The organism is Celeribacter sp. PS-C1 (assembly GCF_019429625.1).
Lineage (GTDB): Bacteria > Pseudomonadota > Alphaproteobacteria > Rhodobacterales > Rhodobacteraceae > Celeribacter.
The window spans coordinates 39927-61208 of sequence record NZ_JAHXRW010000014.1; the positions used below are offsets into that span (position 1 = coordinate 39927).

General features: G+C 58.3%; 17 protein-coding genes. 13 read left to right on the forward strand and 4 right to left on the reverse strand.

Features of this window, described 5'->3' with window-relative positions:
- Positions 1 to 10: 10 nt before the first annotated feature.
- From J5Y17_RS16695 to J5Y17_RS16705, 3 genes are all read left to right on the forward strand, one after another.
- Positions 11 to 2038 carry an McrB family protein gene (locus J5Y17_RS16695; protein ID WP_219786748.1) on the forward strand — a complete coding sequence of 676 codons (2028 nt, stop codon included), beginning with the start codon at positions 11 to 13 and terminating at the stop codon, positions 2036 to 2038.
- 74 nt (positions 2039 to 2112) lie between these two features.
- A complete protein-coding gene (locus J5Y17_RS16700) occupies positions 2113 to 3543 on the forward strand; it encodes a DUF2357 domain-containing protein (protein WP_255572170.1) in 1431 nt (476 codons plus the stop codon).
- The gene (locus J5Y17_RS16705) at positions 3540 to 5915 is read left to right on the forward strand and encodes a hypothetical protein (protein WP_219786749.1); all 2376 of its coding nucleotides are present in this window, start codon (positions 3540 to 3542) and stop codon (positions 5913 to 5915) included. The genes J5Y17_RS16700 and J5Y17_RS16705 overlap by 4 nt, the downstream gene beginning before the upstream one ends.
- 102 nt (positions 5916 to 6017) lie before the next feature.
- Here J5Y17_RS16705 and J5Y17_RS16710 read toward each other — a convergent pair whose 3' ends face one another.
- A complete protein-coding gene (locus tag J5Y17_RS16710; protein ID WP_219786750.1) occupies positions 6018 to 7391 on the reverse strand; it encodes an integrase family protein in 1374 nt (457 codons plus the stop codon).
- A 337-nt stretch (positions 7392 to 7728) separates the two neighbouring features.
- A complete protein-coding gene (katG, locus tag J5Y17_RS16715; RefSeq protein ID WP_219786751.1) occupies positions 7729 to 9903 on the reverse strand; it encodes a catalase/peroxidase HPI in 2175 nt (724 codons plus the stop codon).
- 594 nt (positions 9904 to 10497) lie between these two features.
- Between katG and J5Y17_RS16720 the strand changes: the two genes are divergently transcribed.
- The 8 genes from J5Y17_RS16720 (at position 10498) to ptsP (ending at position 18330) form a co-directional block, all read left to right on the forward strand.
- Positions 10498 to 10722 carry a hypothetical protein gene (locus J5Y17_RS16720; RefSeq protein ID WP_219786752.1) on the forward strand — a complete coding sequence of 75 codons (225 nt, stop codon included), beginning with the start codon at positions 10498 to 10500 and terminating at the stop codon, positions 10720 to 10722.
- A gap of 187 nt (positions 10723 to 10909) precedes the next feature.
- Entirely contained in the window at positions 10910 to 12208 is a 1299-nt protein-coding gene (locus J5Y17_RS16725) for a 3-deoxy-D-manno-octulosonic acid transferase (RefSeq protein WP_219786753.1), read from the forward strand.
- Positions 12209 to 12380: 172 nt separating this feature from the next.
- A complete protein-coding gene (locus J5Y17_RS16730) occupies positions 12381 to 12860 on the forward strand; it encodes an NUDIX hydrolase (RefSeq protein WP_370628989.1) in 480 nt (159 codons plus the stop codon).
- 73 nt (positions 12861 to 12933) lie between these two features.
- Positions 12934 to 13407, forward strand: coding sequence for a DUF1178 family protein (locus J5Y17_RS16735; protein ID WP_219786783.1), 474 nt, complete (start codon positions 12934 to 12936; stop codon positions 13405 to 13407).
- A 25-nt stretch (positions 13408 to 13432) separates the two neighbouring features.
- A complete protein-coding gene (locus tag J5Y17_RS16740; protein ID WP_219786784.1) occupies positions 13433 to 14080 on the forward strand; it encodes an SDR family NAD(P)-dependent oxidoreductase in 648 nt (215 codons plus the stop codon).
- Between the two features lie 122 nt (positions 14081 to 14202).
- Positions 14203 to 15438 (forward strand): aspartate kinase, encoded by a 1236-nt coding sequence (locus tag J5Y17_RS16745; protein ID WP_219786785.1) that lies wholly within the window; start codon positions 14203 to 14205, stop codon positions 15436 to 15438.
- Between the two features lie 78 nt (positions 15439 to 15516).
- Complete coding sequence (locus J5Y17_RS16750; protein ID WP_219786788.1) at positions 15517 to 15882, forward strand: DUF4260 domain-containing protein; 366 nt, start codon at positions 15517 to 15519, stop codon at positions 15880 to 15882.
- Positions 15883 to 16077: 195 nt separating this feature from the next.
- On the forward strand, positions 16078 to 18330 hold the full coding sequence (ptsP, locus tag J5Y17_RS16755; RefSeq protein ID WP_219786790.1) for a phosphoenolpyruvate--protein phosphotransferase: 2253 nt from the start codon (positions 16078 to 16080) through the stop codon (positions 18328 to 18330).
- A gap of 31 nt (positions 18331 to 18361) precedes the next feature.
- Here the strand turns inward: ptsP and J5Y17_RS16760 are convergent, their stop codons facing one another.
- Both J5Y17_RS16760 and J5Y17_RS16765 read right to left on the reverse strand, forming a co-directional pair.
- Complete coding sequence (locus J5Y17_RS16760) at positions 18362 to 19129, reverse strand: EcsC family protein (RefSeq protein ID WP_219786792.1); 768 nt, start codon at positions 19127 to 19129, stop codon at positions 18362 to 18364.
- Positions 19130 to 19145: 16 nt separating this feature from the next.
- Positions 19146 to 19637: a GNAT family N-acetyltransferase gene (locus tag J5Y17_RS16765; RefSeq protein ID WP_219786794.1), complete on the reverse strand. Its 492-nt coding sequence runs from the start codon at positions 19635 to 19637 to the stop codon at positions 19146 to 19148.
- Positions 19638 to 19742: 105 nt separating this feature from the next.
- Between J5Y17_RS16765 and J5Y17_RS16770 the strand changes: the two genes are divergently transcribed.
- The gene (locus J5Y17_RS16770; RefSeq protein ID WP_219786796.1) at positions 19743 to 20327 is read left to right on the forward strand and encodes a flavin reductase family protein; all 585 of its coding nucleotides are present in this window, start codon (positions 19743 to 19745) and stop codon (positions 20325 to 20327) included.
- 166 nt (positions 20328 to 20493) lie between these two features.
- Entirely contained in the window at positions 20494 to 21270 is a 777-nt protein-coding gene (locus tag J5Y17_RS16775) for a transglutaminase family protein (RefSeq protein WP_219786798.1), read from the forward strand.
- The last annotated feature ends 12 nt before the right edge of the window (positions 21271 to 21282 follow it).

A 21282-nucleotide genomic window follows, 5' to 3' on the forward strand; every position in this document is an offset into this window, starting at 1 on the left:
ATCATAGACCATGTTGACCAATCTAACTTTGATCGTGCTGATCGTTGCCGCCGCTCTTGCTCTGTTTACCATCGTTCTCTTCGTGCTCGCACTCAATCACGACAAAGTGGTGACAGCTCAAGGCCCTCTTGCCACGCTTGAAGCACTCATGCAGCAAATCTCGCAGAAAGAGGAACTTAAGGCGGATCTCGAGGGTGAGTTGGAAAAGCGGCGTGAGGCGCTTGCCAATGTCGGCAATATCCAGGCCGAGGTCGATGCACTAGTGCGTCAGAAGGATGAACTTCTCTCGGAATGGGCAACACTCGAGGAGCGTCGTTCCGAGGTGCAAGCGGTGCGCTCAGAGATGGAGGAAGCGATGATCGAGCGTCAGAACCTCGACGCAGAGCTTGCACAAAGGCGCGAAGAGTATCTGGCAGTTAAGGAGCGGCTGGACAAGGCAGAAGGACTGGTCTCACGCATCGAAGCTCTCAAGTCCGAACATGAGGAACTGGCACATCGCACCGAAGAGATGCGGAATGAGGTGAGACGCCTCGAAGATGCCGAGAAACGCGTTGCAGATCTCGACGCGAAAACTGCAGGGCTCGAAGCAGAATCTGCACGACTGGACGGTCGTATCGCAGCCAAAGAGGCCGAGCTAGAAGAAAGCAAAGCCCGCATTGTAACTGAGCGCGAGGCCTTGGTCGCGGGCCAAGTAGAACTGTCACGCGTTCAGTCCACTCTCGCCGCATCTGAACTTGAAGCTGCAAGTATGCAAGGAGAAATCAACAGCCTTTCGGAAAAACGTGAGACAATGCAAGCACGCCTAACCTATCTCGAAGGAGAGATTCAAAGGGCCGAAGGTGCCGTGTCGGGCACGGGCGGTGCTGAGGCAGTTGATCCGCTCAAAGAACTCAAAGAAGCACCGAAAGTCATCACAGAACTCCGTAAGCTACCCGAACGCCCTTCTCAATTGCCAGAGGCTGAGGCCATTCTAAACGTTCAGCGACAGCTCAAAGCTAGCGGGCTCGAATATCCGCGCCGCATCATTCGCGCTTTCCATACGGCGATGAAAGTGAATGAAAGCACACAAATGGCCGTGCTGGCCGGGATTTCCGGCACGGGAAAGAGCCAATTGCCGCGGCAATATGCCAAAGCGATGGGGATCGGCTTTCTACAGGTTCCCGTTCAGCCGCGTTGGGACAGCCCGCAGGACCTCATGGGCTTCTACAACTACATCGAGGGCAAATTTCGTCCGACGGATATGGCACGAGCTCTCTGGGCGCTTGATCCGCTCAACAATGACGAGGCGCTTGAGGATCGCATGATGATGGTCCTTCTCGATGAAATGAACCTCGCTCGAGTCGAGTATTATTTCTCCGATTTCCTTAGTCGCCTCGAAAGCCGCCCTAGCCCATCCAACGTCTCGGACGAAACCCTGCGTAAGGACGCCGAGATTGAGCTGGAGATCCCTAAACTCCTCAACCCTCCCCGTATTTTCCCAGGCTATAACCTGTTGTTCGCCGGAACAATGAATGAAGACGAGAGCACCCAATCGCTATCTGACAAGGTAGTGGACCGCGCTAATATCCTGCGCTTCTCCGCCCCTCAAAAGATCAAGAGCGGTAAGGCGGAAGGCACTGCGCCCGAACCTGCGGCGCTGTCGCAGACCGATTGGCAGCGTTGGCTTCGCCCTGTGTCCCAAGTCGAAAGCGATCGCACACTGCAATCAGGGCTGGAGACCATGGTCGATATTATGAAAGAGTTCAAACGTCCCTTCGGTCACCGTCTCGGCCGTGCCATCATGGCCTACGCTGCAAATTATCCAGAACTGGAAGGCTCCAACGGCATTCGTGACGCATTGGCTGATCAGGTTGAGATGCGCCTTTTGCCGAAACTTCGCGGTGTCGAGGTCGATAACACCGACCCGCAGTTCTCGAAGCTGCGGAGTTTTGTAGAACAAGAGCTCGGCGATCATGCGCTGGCCGAAGCAATCGCTCATGCTCGCATGGAAGCGGAGGACTCGACTGGCCAGTTCGTCTGGACCGGGGTCACACGCTGATGTCGAAACTCGGGCGACCATGGTCCGGCTCTTACATTCCTGACACGCAAGGTTTTTCACGCAAAGACTGCCTGTTGAGTGAATACGCGCCCGCGCCTCTAGACCGCGAAGAACGGGTCCTCCTGATGAAGGGCGAATTCCTTCGTCAGGACCGCTCTCTCTACCTACATCCCTACCCGAAACGCGCTGATGCAGCTGCTCCTATTCGAATGGGGTTTCCTGTGCGGCCAAAGCTCGGAAACGAACCTCGCGATGATGAGGAGCGCTTCGCTCATGCCTCGCTGACGCGGATGAACGAGGTGCTCGCACGTATTCAGGAGCTTGAGGAAGCGCTTGATGACCCTGAAAACGTCTGGTCGCGGTTACGCGAGGCGTGGCGGAGAGCTGAAAACGAGGAAGACCCTCGTATGGCCGAAATCGTCAAACAGGCGCGTGATCTCACACCTGTGTTGAAGAGCCTTGAAGCGCGCATCCGTCGAGTGCTGCGCCGCAATCGAGAACTTACCCCGATTGACCGGGTGCAGGAAATGGATCGAGCCTCTATGGTTTGGCTCTCCCGTCAGCCTGGACGGACCGTTGTGGAGCGGGCTGGAGCATCGCAGCGTATTCTTTCCACAGTCCGTCGTGAGAACTTTGACACTCTTGAGAACCGCGTCCTTCACGCATACACAAAGCTCGCAGAGGCTGTGGCACGGGAATGGCTCCGCGAGCACCCCAGAGCCCGTGAGAGTGCCCGCTACAAATCCGTCCATACCTATCGCAAACTCCTACGAGCTTTCTCTCGGATGCTCGCTGAAATTGATGTCGGTATTGCTGCTCCTCCCGTCACACCCAACTATGTTTTGATGCAGGACAGAGGCTACAGGCAAACTTTCAAGGCTTGGGAACGACTTCTGAGGCGCGAAAAGACCCTCGATGAGCTTTGGGCCTGGCAAGCTCAGGCTTGGACCGATTTTGCAGTCCTAGCCATCGTTCTCGCGCTTGACGAGCTTGATGAGTCTGAACTCATCGCACAGTCCCCTGTCGTCTGGAACGAAGAGGCTGTAACCGGACGTTGGTTTCATCAAGACAGACCACTCGCCGTCTTTTGGCTCAAACAGACGGGCAGAATTGTGGAGGTCCAATCGCGTCCAGAAACTCCGGGCTCACTTTTAACCGCAGCTCGCGCCCATGTGGCTCTACGTATTACCGACCCACAGCGAGAAGATGTCTCTCGCCGCGTAGCCGTCTGGACACCTCATGCAATGGAGGAGATCAATCTAACCGAAGCTGTCGACGAATGCTTCGGTCTAGTAAACCAGATTCAGCAGGTGCGAATTGGCGAGGTGCTTCGCCACGGAGTGATCATCGCACCCGCCCATGCGCGAGCCGGAAGCGAAAGTAGAAACAGCGGAGGAATGCGTGTCGACGGGATTGCCCTCGGCGCCTCGGGCGAAAGTCTGGCCCGAGGAATGGAAGCAATACGGTCATTTGCCCGCAGCGAGATCTATCGGGAGGCGCAATGAGAAGAATCCGTCTTTGCGGCTATGACGTTAACGGCGTGCGCGACATGTCCGCGCGCAACTGGATGATCCTTCCAGGAGATGAGGAGGTCTTCGACTCCAGCTTTCTGAGTCACGGGGATCGATTTGGTGGCGTCGTGCGCGTTGGCGCTGAAGCAGGGGTGAATTGGATTGGCGGTCGTCAGGCCGCGCTTGCCCCTCATGGAAGAGGTAACGGATGGGGGAAGGTCGGGGCGGAAGGGCTTCGCGTTCCTATTCTTGATCTCTTACATGGGCGAACAGACGATGCCATCGCCCTCGGAAGTGCCTTCACTGGGCTTGTAAGTGGCGCACGCTTTAACGCTGTAGCGATTGACGAGATCGCCGAGGATGTAGAGATATATCAAGAGCGCCTGCTCGCCGCTCTGAGCGCCGAACGAATCTCCAATCCGATGCTAGTCTGGCGCTCGGTTCTCGCAGTCCTACACCATATGCGAAACACCCAGGTCCGAGAAAGGTCTGTTATTGGCGTAGTGTCTCACGGGTTCGATGGGCTCCGACTGCAAAAGCTACGGATTCTCAAACAGGCCGGAAACGCGAAAGAGGTGCTTGCACCCGAACGACGCCGCACAGCTATTCATGTGCCGTTCACTCTGAGCTACAGGCAGCTCGTGTCTAGCGCGCGGGAGCGCCTTCTTGGTGGCGAGGCACTGTCAGCCCGCAACGCGCATATGGCCCAGGCGCGATCTGCTGCAAATCTTGCGCTTGGCGAGACCTGCGAAGCGGAGGTTCTTAGAAAGAGCAACGGTGATTGGGATGTTCTTCGAGCGCAGGCACCGCTGGACTTGGAAATACCGAAATTACCGCACAAGGAATTCGACTGGCTATCTGACTGTGACGAAATTCTGTTCGAAAGCCTCACGACGGGAGATGTGCGTCGGACTGTTCTCTCGGCTTGCGAACACGCGATAGGCCGAAAAATCACGGCATTACCACAGGAAGCTGTCGCGCTTGGCGCGTTAGAGGCGGCCAAACGCGTCTCAGAGGGCGACCCGGTCTTTTTCGACTTCTTGCCCAAAATTTCAACCATCGTATATGCTGACGGCGAGGCGGCCAGTTACGATCTTATTGAAGACAGCGAGACACTTGTGGCAGGTCAGCTCTACCGCAGTCCCAAGCCCGCACGTCTCGGCCTGCCTGGAGGACAGTCCGAAATTTCCATCTACCTTCGCAAAGAGGCGCAAACTTGGCCGCGTAAGGCGACCGTCAGCATTGGCGCTTCCTTGAAGGACGACACGCCCGTTTCTCTCTATGTCGAACAGAAGCCTGCGGCTGGACGTGCACGTATCGTGATGCACGCTGACACTATCAGCCACCAGTTCGTCGTCGACTGGGATCTAGCAGAGGAAATTAAGATGGACTGGGATGCGCTTATCGCCTCCCTGGAGGTTCAAAAACCGTCCATCCCGAACAAACTGGTGCTCCCATGCTCTTCACTTGCATGGGATGAAAGTAATCGAGGACCATCTCTCTATGAGCTTCTGGAGCAGAACGTTGATCGGCATAGAGTGGACTGGGCATCTTTGGCTGTAAAGCTGGCCTCTCGGCCGAACCAAACCTATTGCATTTCGAGTGAGGGCGCGCTCCCAACCGAAGTGAGCGACGAGGCAGAAATGCAGCTCAATCGGCTCACCGAACGGGCGATCGCCGAAACACGCGAACGGCTTTCAGGCCGCAGGGACGACGACAATGAAGCTCTCAAGTTCCTGACTTGGCAATTCAAGCGAGCTCCTGATGAAGTTGCAGACTATCTGCTGGAGTGTATTTCCGCCCGAGATCTGAGGATGTTCAAGCACCCGTTTGTAATGAATCATATGAGCTGGGTTCTGGTGTATTACGGCGCGGGGCGGATCATTAGTGACCCGGATCGCGAGCGCAAACTCATGGATGCAATCTATTCTCGGCCATGGCAGGAATGGAACTGGAGGGTTGAGGTTGCGGCTCTTGCAGTGCTTCTGTCTCGTTCCGACAGCGCGCCCCTATTTCTGACCCCTGAGCGGGTAGAGATTGCTTTTCTGCGCCTTAGACACGAACTGAAAGAGGCAATCGGCTCCGCTTACACAAAGTTCTCCTACACCCCTTTCCTGCTCGTTGGTCTGCTAAGATACAGAATGAAAGAGCCTTGGGCACTGGTGCTCGGACGAGATCAGAAAGCCGCAGTCCTGGCAGAAGATGTGAAAGCCGTTCTAAAGGATCTGGAACGCCGCGCACGACGCAACGAGAAGATCAAGCGAACCTACGAGAAACGCGCTTCTCAACTTTCCCAAGTTCTCGAAGAGCTTGAAGGAAGCGGCACCAACCCTGATTTGCTGCTGGATCTTTTCCATTCAACATAAAGCCTCCTGAGCGGATCACAGGTGAATTAGCATCGCCAGATGGAAGTAGACCCAGTGACAGGTAAAGACATGAAAAAGCAAGCCGAAGGAGCCAAGTGCTCGTCAAGGAACATCTGAAGCGGTCTCAGCGCCTGCTTCGATCAGCTCGAAAGCGTCGGCCAGACGTGAAAGCGCTTCTTCTTGAGGATCTCTCGAATTTGTCATGATCTTCGTGACATGAAGATAGTGAGAAGCCGCGCCGCCGAGGTTCTCAGCCTGCAGAGGTTCTTTGTGAGCAAGAATGCGTTCGACCTCTGACAGCGGGACGTGGAGTTCTTTCATCAAAGTTGCTGCAGTCCGTCTCAGGTCATGCCTATTCCAGTCGCTCGTTCCAGTCTCTTCGTAAATCGCTGTCTGAATACGCGTCCAGTTCCCGAGTTTACCGCCCACACTGTTTGGAAAGACCAGCTCTTCGGGTTTCCCCTGATCCCAACCTGGCAGCGAACGCAAGATATCAATGGCTGCGCCCGACAGTGGAAGATCTTGGCCTCGCGCACCTCCTTTCGTCGATTTCACGCTGGGCTTTCGCCAAACACAGTTTTTCCGATCTAGATCACGCCAACGCATGGCAACGACCTCCTCGCGACGCGCAGCAGTGTAGAGCATGAAGCGCAAAGCGATCGGGCGAAAATCTTGGGCAGCGTCGATCTTCATTCCTCCGATTTGTGGCGCGGGATATTTCAGCAGAGGTAGAATTTTTTCCAACTCGACTTGGGTCAGAACGCGCTTCCGCATTCCGGTGATCGACGGATCAGTCGTGGCGGGGTCATGCACGGCATCAAGGCTCGCAACCTCCAGCTTGGGAACTCGACCAGCCCCAAGCTTTGCATATGACTTCCGTCCAGCCGCCCAATCGAGCAAAGGCGCAAGATAAGCACGGGCTTTCGACGCTTGTCCATTTGCGGATTTCTTCTCTTCGGTCAGGCGAACCGGCTTGTAATTGTTCACACACTTCGCGAACGCTTCCACTTTGATTGTCAAAACAGGCTTATCAAGCAGCGGTTCGAAGACGCGTTCCACAACTCGTCCCGCTTGTGTCCGCTCAGTCTTCGGCCCAGCTGGAGCCCAAACCTTCTTTTCACCAAAGGCGGCTTCATATTCGCGAAGCAACTCTCGAAGTGTCGGCGCATCCTTCGCACCTTGCACTGCAGCGCGCTTACGTCGCTTCTCTGCAGTAACGTCCACGCCCGCCTTCAACTCAAGACGCCTCCGCGCCGCCTCATCTCGCGCCTGCTTGAGAGACATCTCTGGATATTGACCGAGGGTAACGGTTTTCAGTTCGTTGCTGGCGTCTCGTGCTTGGAGAGCGAAAGAGATTTTGCCCTTTGCTGAAATTCTCGCGCGGAGGCCGGTCATCGCGGCATCGCTGATTGTCTGGGACTTTCCAGTGGGTTTCAGTTTTCGAAGGTAGGCATCGGTAAGGGCAGTCTTGGTCATTCGCTTTTCTAGGCTACATATAGGCTACATTTTGAGTGATATTCATTGAAATCCACTGCGACGCAGTGCAACACCATGCGACGAGAAAATTATATCAAATATCTGTTTATAAATGACTTTTACATGAAGTCGCCCAGACATGAAAGAGCAAAACAACAGGCCGATACAGAGATTGAAAATCCTCGTGTCGGTGTTTCGATTCCGCCCCCGGGGGCTCCGTTTTAAACACCCTCACAATTCCGAATAGTATCTCGGTCTTATCGCTTGGGATGTTTTGTGGCTCTAAAAAAAGCGCCCCCGCAATGCGAGGGCGTTTTCTTTTCATGTCTACCAAAGATTAGGCCAGATCGAACCGGTCGGCGTTCATGACTTTGACCCAGGCTTTGACAAAATCATTCACGAATTTCTCCGCATTGTCGTCCTGCGCATAGACTTCCGCGTAAGAGCGCAGGATCGAGTTGGAGCCAAACACAAGATCCATCCGCGTGGCGGTGTATTTCACCGCACCCGTCTTGCGATCCGTGATCTCGTAGATGCCGCCTTTCGCAGGAGTCCACGTGTAGGCCATGTCTGTCAGGGTCACGAAGAAATCCGGCGTGAGAGCGCCTGGGCGGTCCGTTAGGACACCATGCACGGTGCCCCCATAGTTGGTGCCCATAGCCCGCATGCCGCCTACAAGAACCGTCATTTCATGCGCGGTGAGGCCCATGAGTTGGGTGCGGTCGAGCATCAGCTCTTCGGGGGCGACCACATAGTCTTTCTTGAGCCAGTTGCGATAGCCATCGGCGATCGGTTCCAGCACGTCGAAAGAGGCCGCATCGGTTATCTCGTCGGTGGCGTCACCTCGCCCCGGCGCGAAGGGAACGGTGATGTCAAATCCTGCCGCTTTCGCCGCCTGCTCGACACCGACGCCACCGGCCAGCACGATCACATCGGCCACGGAGGCGCCGGTCTCGGAGGCAATGGGTTCCAACACGGCGAGCACTTTCGCCAGACGTTCCGGTTCATTGCCTTCCCAGTCCTTTTGCGGCGCCAGACGGATGCGCGCGCCATTGGCGCCACCGCGCATATCGGAGCCACGGAAGGTCCGCGCGCTGTCCCAAGCAGTCGCAACCATCTCGGAAATCGACAGGCCGGAGGCCGCGATCTCAGCCTTTACCGCATCGACATCGTAGGAGGTCGAACCGGCGGGCACCGGGTCCTGCCAGATCAGGTCCTCAGAAGGCACATCCGGGCCGATGTAGCGAACTTTCGGCCCCATGTCGCGGTGGGTCAGTTTGAACCAGGCGCGGGCAAACGTGTCGGCGAAATAGGCAGGATCGGCCATGAACTTCTGGCAGATCGCGTTGTAGATCGGATCGACTTTCATCGCCATATCGGCGTCGGTCATCATCGGGTTGTGACGCTTCGACGGATCGGACGCGTCCAAAGGCTTGTCCTCTTCCTTGATGTCCACCGGCTCCCATTGCCACGCGCCTGCGGGGGATTTGCGCAACTCCCATTCGTGACCAAAGAGCATCTCGAAAAAGCCCATGTCGAACTTCGTCGGCTCAGACGTCCATGCCCCCTCAAGACCAGAGGTCACCGCATTTGCCGCCTTGCCGTGCTGGTTCGGGTTCGACCAGCCGAGGCCCTGCATTTCTGGGCCCGCGCCTTCAGGGTCCGCGCCCAGAACCGAGGCGTCGCCATTGCCGTGGGTCTTGCCGACCGTATGGCCGCCAGCCGTCAGCGCGGCGGTTTCCTCATCGTTCATCGCCATACGGGCAAAGGTTTCACGCACTTGGGCTGCGGTTTTCATCGGGTCCGGTTTGCCGTTCACACCCTCAGGGTTCACGTAGATGAGGCCCATCTGCACGGCGGCCAGCGGGTTTTCCATTGTGTCCGGCTTGTCGACGTCCTCATAGCGCCCGTCCGACGGCGCCAGCCATTCCTTCTCGGCACCCCAATAGGTGTCTTTCTCCGGGTGCCAGATGTCTTCGCGGCCAAAGCCGAAGCCAAAGGTCTTCAGGCCCATGTTCTCATAGGCGATGGTCCCGGCCAGAACGATCAGATCGGCCCAGCTCACTTTGTTGCCGTATTTCTTTTTGATCGGCCACAGAAGGCGCCGCGCCTTATCGAGGCTGACGTTGTCGGGCCAAGAGTTCAGAGGTGCAAAACGCTGGTTGCCGGTGCCACCACCGCCGCGTCCATCGGCCAAACGATAGGATCCGGCGGCGTGCCAGGACATGCGGATCATGAGACCGCCATAATGCCCCCAGTCGGCCGGCCACCACTCCTGACTTTCGGTCATCAGCGCATGCATGTCCGCCTTCAGCGCGTCAAAATCCAGCGACTTGACCTCTTCGGCATAATCGAAGGCCTCGCCCATCGGGTTCGTCTTGGTGTCGTGCTGGTGCAGAATGTCGAGATTGAGCGCATTCGGCCACCAATCCATGACGCTTTTGCCGGACTCGGTGTTGCTGCCATGCATGACCGGGCATTTGCCCGACATTTTCGTATCATTGCCGTCCATGTGTTCCTCCAGATGCAACGTGTAACTGAGCGGGGATCGGACGACTCATCAAATGAACAGGTCTTCAAACCGTCGTCGCCGGTCCCGTTAAAACTAGAGGTAACAAGCCTAAAGGATAAATAATAATTGTATTAAATATATGCTACGATAATTTATTCTAATACAATTATCTACCAAACTGGTAAAGGATCCTTCCCGTAAAACATAGCGCCCGACGCATCCGAAAAGCATCCCGGACAGGCGATCTCAGCGCAGGCAGCCTCAGAGCCGGACACATCACATCGAAAGGCATACTGTGTTTGATTGCTTTCAAATCCGCCCTAGATGGCGTAAATATGCGAAAGTGGCAGATTGAAACTCCATCAACCACCGCACTCTTGGCCGCAACGACCATCGCTTGCGCGCTCACATCTTGGAATTGTTCACGCCCTGAGCTCCGCCACATCTGATCACCCCTCGCCCTGCCCCTCTCCGCCGTCGGCGGATCACTTCGAGTCTAAAACCATGTCCGCTCAACCACTTCATCAGCGTCGGCGACTTTTGATCGCCCTGCCCCCAAGGCAGCCCTGTCTGGCTTTGTCAGCAGAAATTCGCATGGCACGGGTCAGCAATTCACCCTATCCGCCGGGGATGTCACATGAACACAGCCATCCGCATCTCACGACACATGAGGCCGAGGTGATCGACCGGCTTCTCACCGCCTGCAGCGAATATCAGCACAACGGTGAAGACCTGAACTCTGAGCTTGTTGATCGGATTGGGATGAACATGATGCAGGCTTTCATCGCCCGAAATAGTGAAAAATCGGACGACAGCTGAGCTAAAAGCCCTCCAAAGATCGAAAGCCCCCGAAAGAGACTACAGCGTGCTCTCAGTCCGAGACGGCTAATTTGAGCGCCCACCTCGATCATCATCTTGCCTGTCACACAACGCACCGCCCCTCTTGCCAAGACAGGGCTACAGAGCGTAAGCGAATGGGCACTTTTGATTGATCTGGGCGGCTGTCTTGTTTCTCTATCGTTTCCTTCTGACCCTGCTGAGCCCGCTGTTTGCGCTCGTGTTGTTGCGGCAACTGTTGCGCGGTAGGGAACGCCTATCTGATCTCGTGGAACGCTTCGGCGCAGACCTAAAGGCGACATCCCGCTCAAGCACGCCGCTTCTATGGATTCACGGCGCCTCGAATGGCGAGCTGACCGCCGCACGCGGCCTGATCGAAGAGGCGCTGGACCGCGCGCCCTGCCTAGACATCCTCGTCACCGTCAACACGGTTAGTGCACGCAAAATGGTTGCAGGCTGGGCCCTGCCCCGCGTCCAAACCCGGCTCGCACCGATGGATTTGCAGCCTGTGCTCAAGCGTTTCTTGGCAGCCACCCGCCCCAGCGCGCTGGTCTCTCTGGAAAATGAGATTTGGCCCAACCGATTTGTCATGCTCGCTCGCCACGACATCCCCGTGATCGTCGCAGGCGCGCGCATGTCGGAACGCACGGCGCGGCGTTGGGGTCAAATGGGCGCGCTGCTCGGCGGCACAATCCGTCAGACCATCGCCGCGATTACCAAACTCGCAGCACAGGACACCGCCTCTGAACAGCGGCTTTTGCAACTGGGCTTGCCTGCAAACGCGCTGTTGCCGCGGATGAACCTTAAAAGCACGGTCGAGCTGGCCACCGCACCGGAAGCGGAGCTGACAGATCTGCAAAACATCTTTTCCCGCGACAAGACCCTGCTCGCCGCCTCGACCCATGCGGGCGAGGAGCGCCCGATCGTTGAGGCCTTTCAAAGCCTGCAAAAAAGCCACCCCGACGCCAGGTTGATCCTCGCCCCGCGCCATCCTTCACGCGCCGAGACCATCGCGACAGAGTTGACCCGCGCGGGTTTGAGTTTTGCGCGTCGCTCAAAAGGTGACGCCCCCGAAAGCGCGCCGATCTACCTCGCCGATACGCTGGGCGAAATGGCGCTTTGGTATCGCCTCGCGGGCATCACTTTCGTTGGCGGCTCTCTGACGGATCACGGCGGGCACACGCCCTATGAGCCAGTGCAATTCGACACCGCCATCCTGCACGGTCCGCATGTCTCCAACCATGCTGCGGCCTATGACGCGCTTGACCGAGGCAACGGCGCGCTTGCATTGGCCGATGCCGCCGCTTTGGCGGAGGCCGTGAGCGCGCTCATGTCGGAGCCAGAGCGCGCGAAAGAGATGGCCGCACAGGCCCATGTGGCGCTGATCCCGCTGCGTGAGACCCAGCTTCGACAAGAGGCATTTTGGACCGCCTTGGCCGATCTGCCCAAATTACAGGCATTGAAATAGCCTCACGCTCGCCGTTTCCGCCCATAAACGGCTCCTGAAACGATTTTTCTTCCCAGCCGTCACAGGGCTTTGATACTCCTGTGTCACTCTGATGCGACAAACCGGGTGCTGGCGCGATTTTTTCGCGCCACTGAGGAGGACCCGCCGCACTCAGACATTGAGGGAAGAGCAGGTGTCATTGATCCGACCCAGACAACATCCGGTGAAACTCGGGCGAGGCGGCAAAGACGGCGTGCGCACGCAGTTCGGTGCGTTGATCTGGCGTTGGCGCAAAGACAAACTACAAATCCTTCTGGTCAAATCGCGGCGCCGGAAACGCTGGATCATCCCGAAAGGCTGGCCGATGGACGGGCAAACGCCCGTACAAGCCGCCGCCACCGAGGCTTGGGAAGAGGCCGGGATCAAAGGCCGCCCTACCCCAATCTGCATCGGGCTTTATTCCTATCTCAAATACCCGCGCGACGGCAATTTGCCGATGCCCTGCGTTGTCGCGGTGTTTCCACTCAAGGCGCGCTGGGTCTTTGACAGATACCCCGAGGCCAATGAACGCAAACGCAAATGGGTCTCCGCCAAAAAAGCGGCAAACCTTGTGGATGAGCCCGAGCTGGCCCAGATCATCCGCCATTTCAACCCGCGCCTCTATCGTCTCTGAGGGGGAGGGCCGCATTGCAAAGCCCCTGCACAGTCCCTATTCTAAGGGTCTGGTCTTGGGGAATGCGCAGGTCATGATCCGCTACATGCTCAAATGCTCCGAAGAGCATCAGTTCGAAAGCTGGTTTCGTTCCGCCGAAGCCTTTGAGACACTGCGCGAAAACGGTCAGTTGAGCTGCCCGACCTGCGGCAAATCTCAGGTGTTCAAAGCCATGATGGCCCCACGTGTCAGCACGGCGCGCAAGGCCGAGAGCCCCGCCCCCGAGGCGACCACATCCACCCCACCGTCGCAGAACGCCCCAATGGAGCCGCCACGTCCCTCCGCAGAAGAGGTCGAAAAGGCGGTCGCCAAACTCAGAGCAGAGGTTGAGGCCAATTCCGATTACGTCGGCGTCGAATTCGCCAAGGAGGCGCGCAAAATCCACGAAGGCGAGGCCCCCGCGCGTGCGATCTACGGCGAGGCGAAACTGGACGACGCCAAGGCCCTTTTGGAAGAGGGTGTGCCGGTCCTTCCGCTGCCCTTCACGCCCAAGCGCAAACTGAACTGACACCTCCCCTACAAAGGCAATCGACATGGACACGGCTCTCATCACCGGCGCCTCGCGCGGCATTGGCGCGGCTCTGAAATCCGAACTCGGCACGCGCGGCTATGAGGTCACCGGCACCTCGACGCGCGGCGCAGACGGCCTTTTGCCGCTTGATGTCAAAGACCCGCAGAGCGTTTCGGGTCTGGCCAGCACGTTGAAAGATCGCCCGCTGGACCTGTTGGTCTGTAACGCCGGGCTTTATCTCGACAAAGGGCAAGCGCTCGAGACCGACTACCCCGCAGACATGTGGGCCGAAGAATTCGCCGTCAATGTCACGGGCGTCTTCCTGACGGTGCAGGCCTTTCTCCCCGCCTTGCGCGCCGCGCGCGGCAAGATCGCGATCATTTCGTCCCAGATGGCGTCCCACACCCGCGCGCCCGGTGGCTCTTACATCTACCGCGCGTCGAAAGCCGCGGCTCTGAACCTGGGCCGCAACCTTGCCTCCGATCTCAAATCGGACGGCATTTCGGTCGGCATCTACCACCCCGGCTGGGTCCAGACCGATATGGGCGGCGCCTCGGCCGAGATCACGCCGACCATGGCCGCCACAGGATTGGCGGATCGTTTTGCCGAGCTGTCGCTGACCTCCACCGGTTGTTTCCTGACCTGGGACGGGCATCCACACGCCTATTGAGGCCTCTTTGAAGCAAAAATACTCAGTAAAATATGCGCTGGCACCGCGCGCCACTCTTGCGCTTGGGCCTTAAGCCACTTAGAGAACCGTGACCACTCTGACGACGGGGGATAAGGCCAGAGATGCCCATTCTCGTGATGAAATTCGGCGGCACATCCGTCGCCACGCTCGACAAGATCAAACGCGCCGCGAAACGCGTCGGCCGCGAGGTTGCCAATGGCTACGACGTGATCGTCGTGGTCTCTGCCATGTCCGGCGAGACCAACAAGCTCGTGGGTTACGTGAACGAGACCTCTCCGATGTATGACGCGCGCGAATATGACGCCGTTGTCTCCTCTGGCGAGAACGTGACCGCGGGCCTCATGGCGCTGACGCTTCAGGAAATGGACGTGCCTGCGCGCAGCTGGCAGGGCTGGCAAGTGCCGCTCAAGACCAACTCCGCGCATGGCGCCGCACGGATCGAAGAGATCCCGCCGGAGAACATCCTCGCCAAATTCGGCGAAGGCATGAAAGTCGCCGTCGTGGCGGGCTTCCAGGGTATTTCGCCCGAAGGCCGCATCACCACGCTGGGCCGGGGTGGTTCCGACACCACCGCCGTGGCCTTCGCCGCCGCTTTTGAGGCCGAGCGTTGCGACATCTACACCGACGTGGACGGGGTCTACACCACCGACCCGCGGATCGAGAGCAAGGCGCGCAAACTTGAGAAAGTCGCCTTTGAAGAGATGTTGGAACTCGCGTCTCTTGGTGCGAAAGTGCTTCAGACCCGTTCGGTCGAGCTGGCGATGCGTTACGGCGTGCGCCTGCGCGTCCTGTCGTCTTTCGAGGAATATGACCCCAATGCCGGCACGCTGATCTGTGCCGAGGAGGATATCGTGGAAAACAAACCTGTCTCGGGCATTGCCGCCTCCCGCGAAGAAGCCAAAATGACCCTCGTGTCGGTCGCTGACCGCCCCGGCATCGCCGCCGCCATTTTCGGTCCGCTGGCCGAAGCGGGTGTGAATGTCGATATGATCATTCAGAACATCTCCGAAGAAGGTCGCACCGACATGACCTTCTCCTGCCCCGTCGATCAGGTGAACCGCGCCAAAGCGGCGCTGGACGCGGCGAAGGACCGTGGAGCCTTCAACTTTGGCGAACTGATCTCCGACACCGAAGTGGCGAAGATTTCACTCGTCGGCATCGGCATGCGCTCGCAATCCGGTGTGGCCGCAAAGATGTTCAAAGTGCTCTCCGACGAAGGCATCAACATCAAGGTCATCGCGACCTCCGAGATCAAGATTTCCGTTCTGATCGACCGCAAATACACCGAGCTGGCCGTGCAGGCGCTCCATGATGCGTTCGAGCTGAACGTCGCCTGAGACCCAGGCCTTTTGCAAAACATATGACCCCCGCCACCTGCGGGGGTTTATTTTTTAAAGCATTTTGAAAGTCCGCTTATGATTTTTTGGCAACGCCTCGAGGGCGCCCTCATTTTCGTGACCTGCATGACCGCCCTTTGGGCCATGGGCGTGTCCCTGCCCATTTGGGCCATGGTGCTTTTGTTCTTCGCCCCCGACTTGTCGTTTGCGGGCTATGCTCTCGGCCCGCGTATGGGCGCGATTGGCTACAACCTGACGCATCTCTATGCCACCGGCGCGCTCATAGCGCTCTTCGGATGGCTTAGTGGCACGCCTGTCGTTACGTCACTGGGGCTGTTGTGGATCGCGCATGCTGGGTTTGATCGGGCCCTTGGATATGGCCTCAAATCCGCGCAGGGCTTTGTGATCACACATCTCGGACGGATCGGCAAAAACACGGCCTAGTGCGCAGCCGCAGCACTCTCTTTCTGCAACTGCATCCACAAGTTGCGGATTTTTCTGCACTTTTTGCACGCAAATAGCGCGTAAATATTGGACAAGGTGCCGTGCCGAGGTTGATTTTTCTGGGCAAAAGCCACATCTGTGCTCTAAAGAATTTGACGCCCAGAAGAACAGGCGCAAAACAAGACCGACGGGGACATGGTGCATAATCTGGAAAGCGAAAGCCGGAAGCTTTTGGGCCGGCTCAGGGACACGCTGGCCGAAGACAGTGCCGGTCAGGCACGTCTCGACCGCATCACCCATCTGATCGCCGACAGCATGCAGACCGAGGTCTGTTCGATCTATCTCTTCCGCGATGCAGACACGTTGGAGCTCTGCGCCACCGAAGGCCTCAAAGCCGAAGCTGTCCACAAGACGCGCATGCGCATTGGCGAGGGTCTTGTCGGCCGTGTCGCCCGCACGCGCCTCATGGTCAACGCCGCCGACGCGCCCTCGGAGCGGGGCTTTCGCTACATGCCTGAGACCGGCGAGGAATTATTTTCGAGCTTTCTCGGCCTGCCGATCCAACGTCTGGGTGAAATTCTTGGGGTTTTGGTTGTCCAGTCGAAAGAGGCCCGCGCCTTTACCGAGGACGAGGTCTATGCCCTCGAGGTGGTCGCCATGGTGCTGGCCGAGATGACCGAACTCGGCGCTTTCATCGGTGATGAAGGCGGCATGGCCGCGCTTCACCAGCATCCGGTGATGTTCCGCGGCGCAACCGGGCAAGAGGGTGTGGCCGAGGGCAATGTCTACCTGCACGAGCCGCGCGTCGTGGTCACAAACCCGGTGGCCGACGACCCGGATGCGGAAAAGGAGCGGCTGCGCAAGGCCGTGGATGAGTTGCGGATTTCTGTGGACAGCATGCTGGCCGCCGTCGAGCCCGGCGAGAAAGACCAGCGCGAGGTGCTTGAAGCCTACCGCATGTTCGCCAATTCCCGTGGCTGGATGCGGCGGATGGAAGAGGACATCGACCGAGGCCTCTCCGCAGAGGCCGCCGTAGAGAAAGAACAGGGCGCGGCCCGCACGCGACTGGCGCAGGTGCCGGACCCTTACATGCGCGAGCGTCTCCACGATCTTGATGACCTGTCGAACCGGCTGCTGCGCATTCTCACCGGGCAAGGCAACGAAACAGGCGCGGAAATGCCAGAGAACCCGATTCTCGTCGCCCGCAACATCGGCCCCGGCGAATTGCTCGATTACGGCAAGGACCTCAAAGGCATCGTGCTGGAACAAGGTTCCGTCGGCTCGCATGCCGCCGTGGTGGCGCGCGCTTGGGCGATTCCTCTTGTGATTCACGCCGAGGGCATCACCACCGAGGCGCTGAACGGCAACGCCATTTTGGTCGATGGCGATCAAGGCGTGGTGCATTTGCGCCCGGAGGACTCGGTCGCCGCCGCCTTTCGCGACAAAATCGCGATGCAGGCCGAGGCCCAGCAACGCTATGCGGGTCTCGTGGGTCTGCCTGCCGAAACGCTTTGCGGCAAGAAAATCGCCATGCATATGAACGCGGGATTGATGGCGGATCTGCCGTCTCTGGCCTCGTCGGGCGCCGAAGGCGTTGGCCTGTTCCGCACCGAATTGCAATTTCTCATCCGCAACAAAGTGCCCCGCCGGGGCGAGTTGGCGACGCTTTACGCGCGCGTCATGGATGCGGCGCGTGGCAAACGTGTGGTGTTCCGCACCCTCGACATCGGGTCCGACAAGGTGCTGCCCTATATGAAACCCCAAGACGAGCCGAACCCCGCAATGGGCTGGCGTGCGATCCGTGTGGGGCTCGATAAGCGCGGCGTCATGCGGATGCAGCTTCAGGCGCTCATCCGCGCCGCCTCGGGTCGTCCTTTGACGATCATGTTCCCCTTCGTGGCGCAGTTCGACGAATACCGTCAGGCCCGTGCAATCTTGGAAGAGGTGCTCGAATCCGAGCAAAAGCTGGGCTATGTGCCGCCCTCCTCCGTAGAGATTGGCGCGATGTTGGAAACACCCTCTCTGGCCTTCGCGCCCGACCTGTTTTTCCAACAGACCGACTTCATTTCCATCGGCGGCAACGACCTCAAACAGTTCTTTTTCGCCGCTGATCGCGAAAACGAACGGGTGCGCCGGCGCTATGACACGCTGAACTATTCCTTCCTGAGCTTCATCCGACAGATCGTTGAACGCTGCGATCAGTTCGACACGCCTGTGTCGTTTTGTGGCGAGGATGCCGGGCGGCCGTTGGAAGCGGTGGCTCTAGCCGCGATGGGCGTGCGCACGCTGTCGATGCGCCCGGCCTCGATCGGCCCGGTGAAGGCGATGTTGCGGCGGCTCGACCTCGATGAAGTGGCAAACGTCATTGATCAAGCCGCAGACGCGGGAGCGCAATCGGTGCGCGAAGAGTTGAGTGGCTATCTGGTAAAACAGGGCTTCATGCTCTGAATCCGGCGCCTTGGCGCACGACAGGACCGCATCAGCGCGCCATTTCCGCCCGAAGCAAGTCTTTGAGTTCTTCGAAGGACAGATCGCTGTCCTCGGCCATGCGGAGCATGCCGAAACTCACATGCGCCATGTCCTGATAATAGGCGGTATAGGCGTAATTCGTCGCCGCCCCCGCCACCGCGCCCAGCACCGGCACGGTCTGCGCCGCCAGTTTTTGCCCCAGAACCACCGAAAGGCGCGGCGCGACCTTGGCAATAATACCGTTTAGCGTTGCGCCGGTGAGCGTTGTTCGGGCCGCGATAAAGCCGAGGTCAGCGCCATCGTCGTCTTCCAGAGGCCCCGCGGCGGCAAAGACCTGAATACAGGCTTTGCGCACATCGTCGCGGGACGGATCAAAGCCGTGATCTTCGGCAACGCCCTGGATCGCATGGAGCAGCACCGTTGTCGTGACCGGCAGTTCCGCAAGAGCCGTCGGCAGACCGCCAATGCCACCCACAGCCCCCAGCCCCGAGGTCACCGCGCGCGACATCCAAGTGCTGCCTTTGACCGAGCGCCGCCCACGCGCCGCGCCGTCAAACGCCAGTTCCAGCGCCGAAAGAGTTGCACCCTCAAGCTGGCCCCTGATTTTATTAGGAAGTTTGTCGAACAGCCCGTCCGCCGTGCCGCCCACAATGTTCAAAAGCTGCATGCCGGGATGATTGGCACGTTTCAGCCGCCGCGCCAGCGCGCGGATCGCCTCCGGCGTGGGAGCCTGCAACACGGCATGAGAGCCATCGGTGAGGGTCGGCAATTTTTCCATACCGATACAGATGGGGTCAGTCGTCCTTGTGGACAAGCCCCTCGACCCCGTCCCAAGCACCGGGACGCAGAGCCACGCCCAAAACCCGTTCGGGGTTGGTCGGTGGCGGCATCTCTACATGGTCGAGCTTTTCAAAGCCGAAACGCGAATAATAGGGCGCATCCCCCACCAACATCACACGCTCCCAGCCGAGCCGCACGGCCTCGGCCATCGACTCATTCATGAGCAATCCGCCCAGGCCCTCGCCCTGTCGCGTGTGGTGCACGGCAATAGGCCCCAAGAGCAACGCGCGATGTTCGCCCGCGCCGATGCGAATGGGCCAATAGCGGATCGCAGCGGCCAGAACGCCATGCTCATCGCGGGCCAAAAGACAGAGATCGGTGACCTTTTCGACCCCATCACGCAGGCGATAGGAAGACAAAAGCTCGCGCCCCGGCGCGAAACAGGTGTCGTAGAGGGCTTCCACCTCCCAAAGATCGTCCGGTGTCTCTGTCTCGATCTGATACACGCTTATCCCTTTCTCAGCGCACAGATTTTGCACGCGGATTTGGCTCGAAATTCTGCTATCACAGCCCTAAATGGTGAGCAACGCGAAGAAAAGGACACATCCCAGATGTATTACCGCCCCAGCGATGGCCATAACCTGCCGCACAATCCATTCAACGCCATCGTCTCGCCACGTCCCATTGGCTGGATCTCGACGCGGTCCTCCTCAGGGCATGAAAACCTCGCGCCCTACTCGTTTTTCAACGCGGTCGCCTATGTGCCTCCGCAGGTTATGTTTGCCTCAATCGGCTCTAAAGATACGCTGCGCAAACTGCGCGAGACCGGCGAGTTTTGCGTCAACCTGGTGGGGGCCGACCAGATTGCGGTGATGAATGCCTCCTCCGCGGCGTTTGAGTTCGAGGAAGACGAGTTCTCCCAATCCGGCGCGCTGCGTGCGGCCTGTCGCGAGATTGCCTGTTCTCGGGTCGAGGACGCGCCGGCGTCCTTGGAGTGCAAAATGACCCAGATCGTCGAACTTGCAGGCAAGGACAATCACCTCGTGATCGGCGAAGTCGTCGGCATCCACATCCGTCCCGACCTGATTGTGGACGGGCGGTTCGATGTGGTGAAAGCCCGCATGCTGTCGCGTCTGGGTTATCGCGATTACGCCGAGGTCACGGAAGTATTTGAGTTGACGCGTCCGAATGACTAAAGCCTCTGAACGAAGAGTGTCAGGAACCTCTTTCGCGGGCTGACCGTTGTCAGACATTGAACCCGCAAACAGATGCCGCATCACACGGTCGACTGCAGCACCTGAATGATCATACGAGCCACATCAGTAACACGCCCCGTCCCCAGTCATCCCAAATGGAGAAGTCATGCGCATCCAGATCGACGTCGCGATGACCTACAGGTTCCCGAACCCGAACACGGTTTTTCTGGCGCTTGAAGCCGCAAAAATTGAAGGGCAAGAGATCGAATACGAAAGTCTTCTGCTGGGCGATGCGACCGTGAGGCGGATCACGGGAGACTCGGGCGTCGGCGAACGGGTTTTTGCGCTAGTGCCCGGAACCGAAATGATTCTGAACTACAGCGCCCTTGTGAACATCACCCGACCTCACAACGGGATCGAAAGCCTCGACGCCGCGCCCTTGCATATGATCCCGGGAGAGGTCGTCCCCTATCTGCGACCCTCGCGCTATTGTCAGTCCGACAAATTCGTGAGCTTTGTCCGCAAACGCTTCGGCAATCTGCAAGGCGGGGTAAAGGTGGCCGCCATCCGGGACTGGATCGAAAGCAATCTCTCCTACGTCCCGGGCAGTTCCGATGCCGACACCAACGTGTTGGAGACGTTCGCCGGACGGCAAGGCGTGTGTCGCGACTACGCGCATTTGATGTGTTCGATGGTGCGTGCCGCGCAAATTCCGGCGCGAATGGTGGCGGTCTACAGCCCCAATGTCACCCCACAGGATTTCCACGCGGTAGCAGAGGTTTGGCTCGGCGGGGAATGGGTCCTCGTAGACGCCACGGGCATGTGCAACCCCGATGATATGGCCGTGATCGCAGTTGGGCGGGATGCCTACGACATCGCCTTTATGGAGTCGCAGGAGCCGGCAGAACTGCTCTACCAATCCGTCATGGCGAAGCCTGTTTAACGACAGGATGCA

What these genes read in the sequence shown, in the direction of transcription:
- J5Y17_RS16695 (WP_219786748.1), top strand. Translation starts at nt 11, where the DNA reads ATGTTGACCAATCTAACTTTGATCGTGCTGATCGTTGCCGCCGCTCTT.
- ptsP (WP_219786790.1), top strand. Translation starts at nt 16,078, where the DNA reads ATGGTGCATAATCTGGAAAGCGAAAGCCGGAAGCTTTTGGGCCGGCTC.
- J5Y17_RS16760 (WP_219786792.1), bottom strand. Translation starts at nt 19,129, where the DNA reads ATGGAAAAATTGCCGACCCTCACCGATGGCTCTCATGCCGTGTTGCAG.
- J5Y17_RS16770 (WP_219786796.1), top strand. Translation starts at nt 19,743, where the DNA reads ATGTATTACCGCCCCAGCGATGGCCATAACCTGCCGCACAATCCATTC.
- J5Y17_RS16720 (WP_219786752.1), top strand. Translation starts at nt 10,498, where the DNA reads ATGGCACGGGTCAGCAATTCACCCTATCCGCCGGGGATGTCACATGAA.
- J5Y17_RS16775 (WP_219786798.1), top strand. Translation starts at nt 20,494, where the DNA reads ATGCGCATCCAGATCGACGTCGCGATGACCTACAGGTTCCCGAACCCG.
- J5Y17_RS16745 (WP_219786785.1), top strand. Translation starts at nt 14,203, where the DNA reads ATGCCCATTCTCGTGATGAAATTCGGCGGCACATCCGTCGCCACGCTC.
- J5Y17_RS16750 (WP_219786788.1), top strand. Translation starts at nt 15,517, where the DNA reads ATGATTTTTTGGCAACGCCTCGAGGGCGCCCTCATTTTCGTGACCTGC.
- J5Y17_RS16710 (WP_219786750.1), bottom strand. Translation starts at nt 7,391, where the DNA reads ATGACCAAGACTGCCCTTACCGATGCCTACCTTCGAAAACTGAAACCC.
- J5Y17_RS16735 (WP_219786783.1), top strand. Translation starts at nt 12,934, where the DNA reads ATGATCCGCTACATGCTCAAATGCTCCGAAGAGCATCAGTTCGAAAGC.
- katG (WP_219786751.1), bottom strand. Translation starts at nt 9,903, where the DNA reads ATGGACGGCAATGATACGAAAATGTCGGGCAAATGCCCGGTCATGCAT.
- J5Y17_RS16740 (WP_219786784.1), top strand. Translation starts at nt 13,433, where the DNA reads ATGGACACGGCTCTCATCACCGGCGCCTCGCGCGGCATTGGCGCGGCT.
- J5Y17_RS16705 (WP_219786749.1), top strand. Translation starts at nt 3,540, where the DNA reads ATGAGAAGAATCCGTCTTTGCGGCTATGACGTTAACGGCGTGCGCGAC.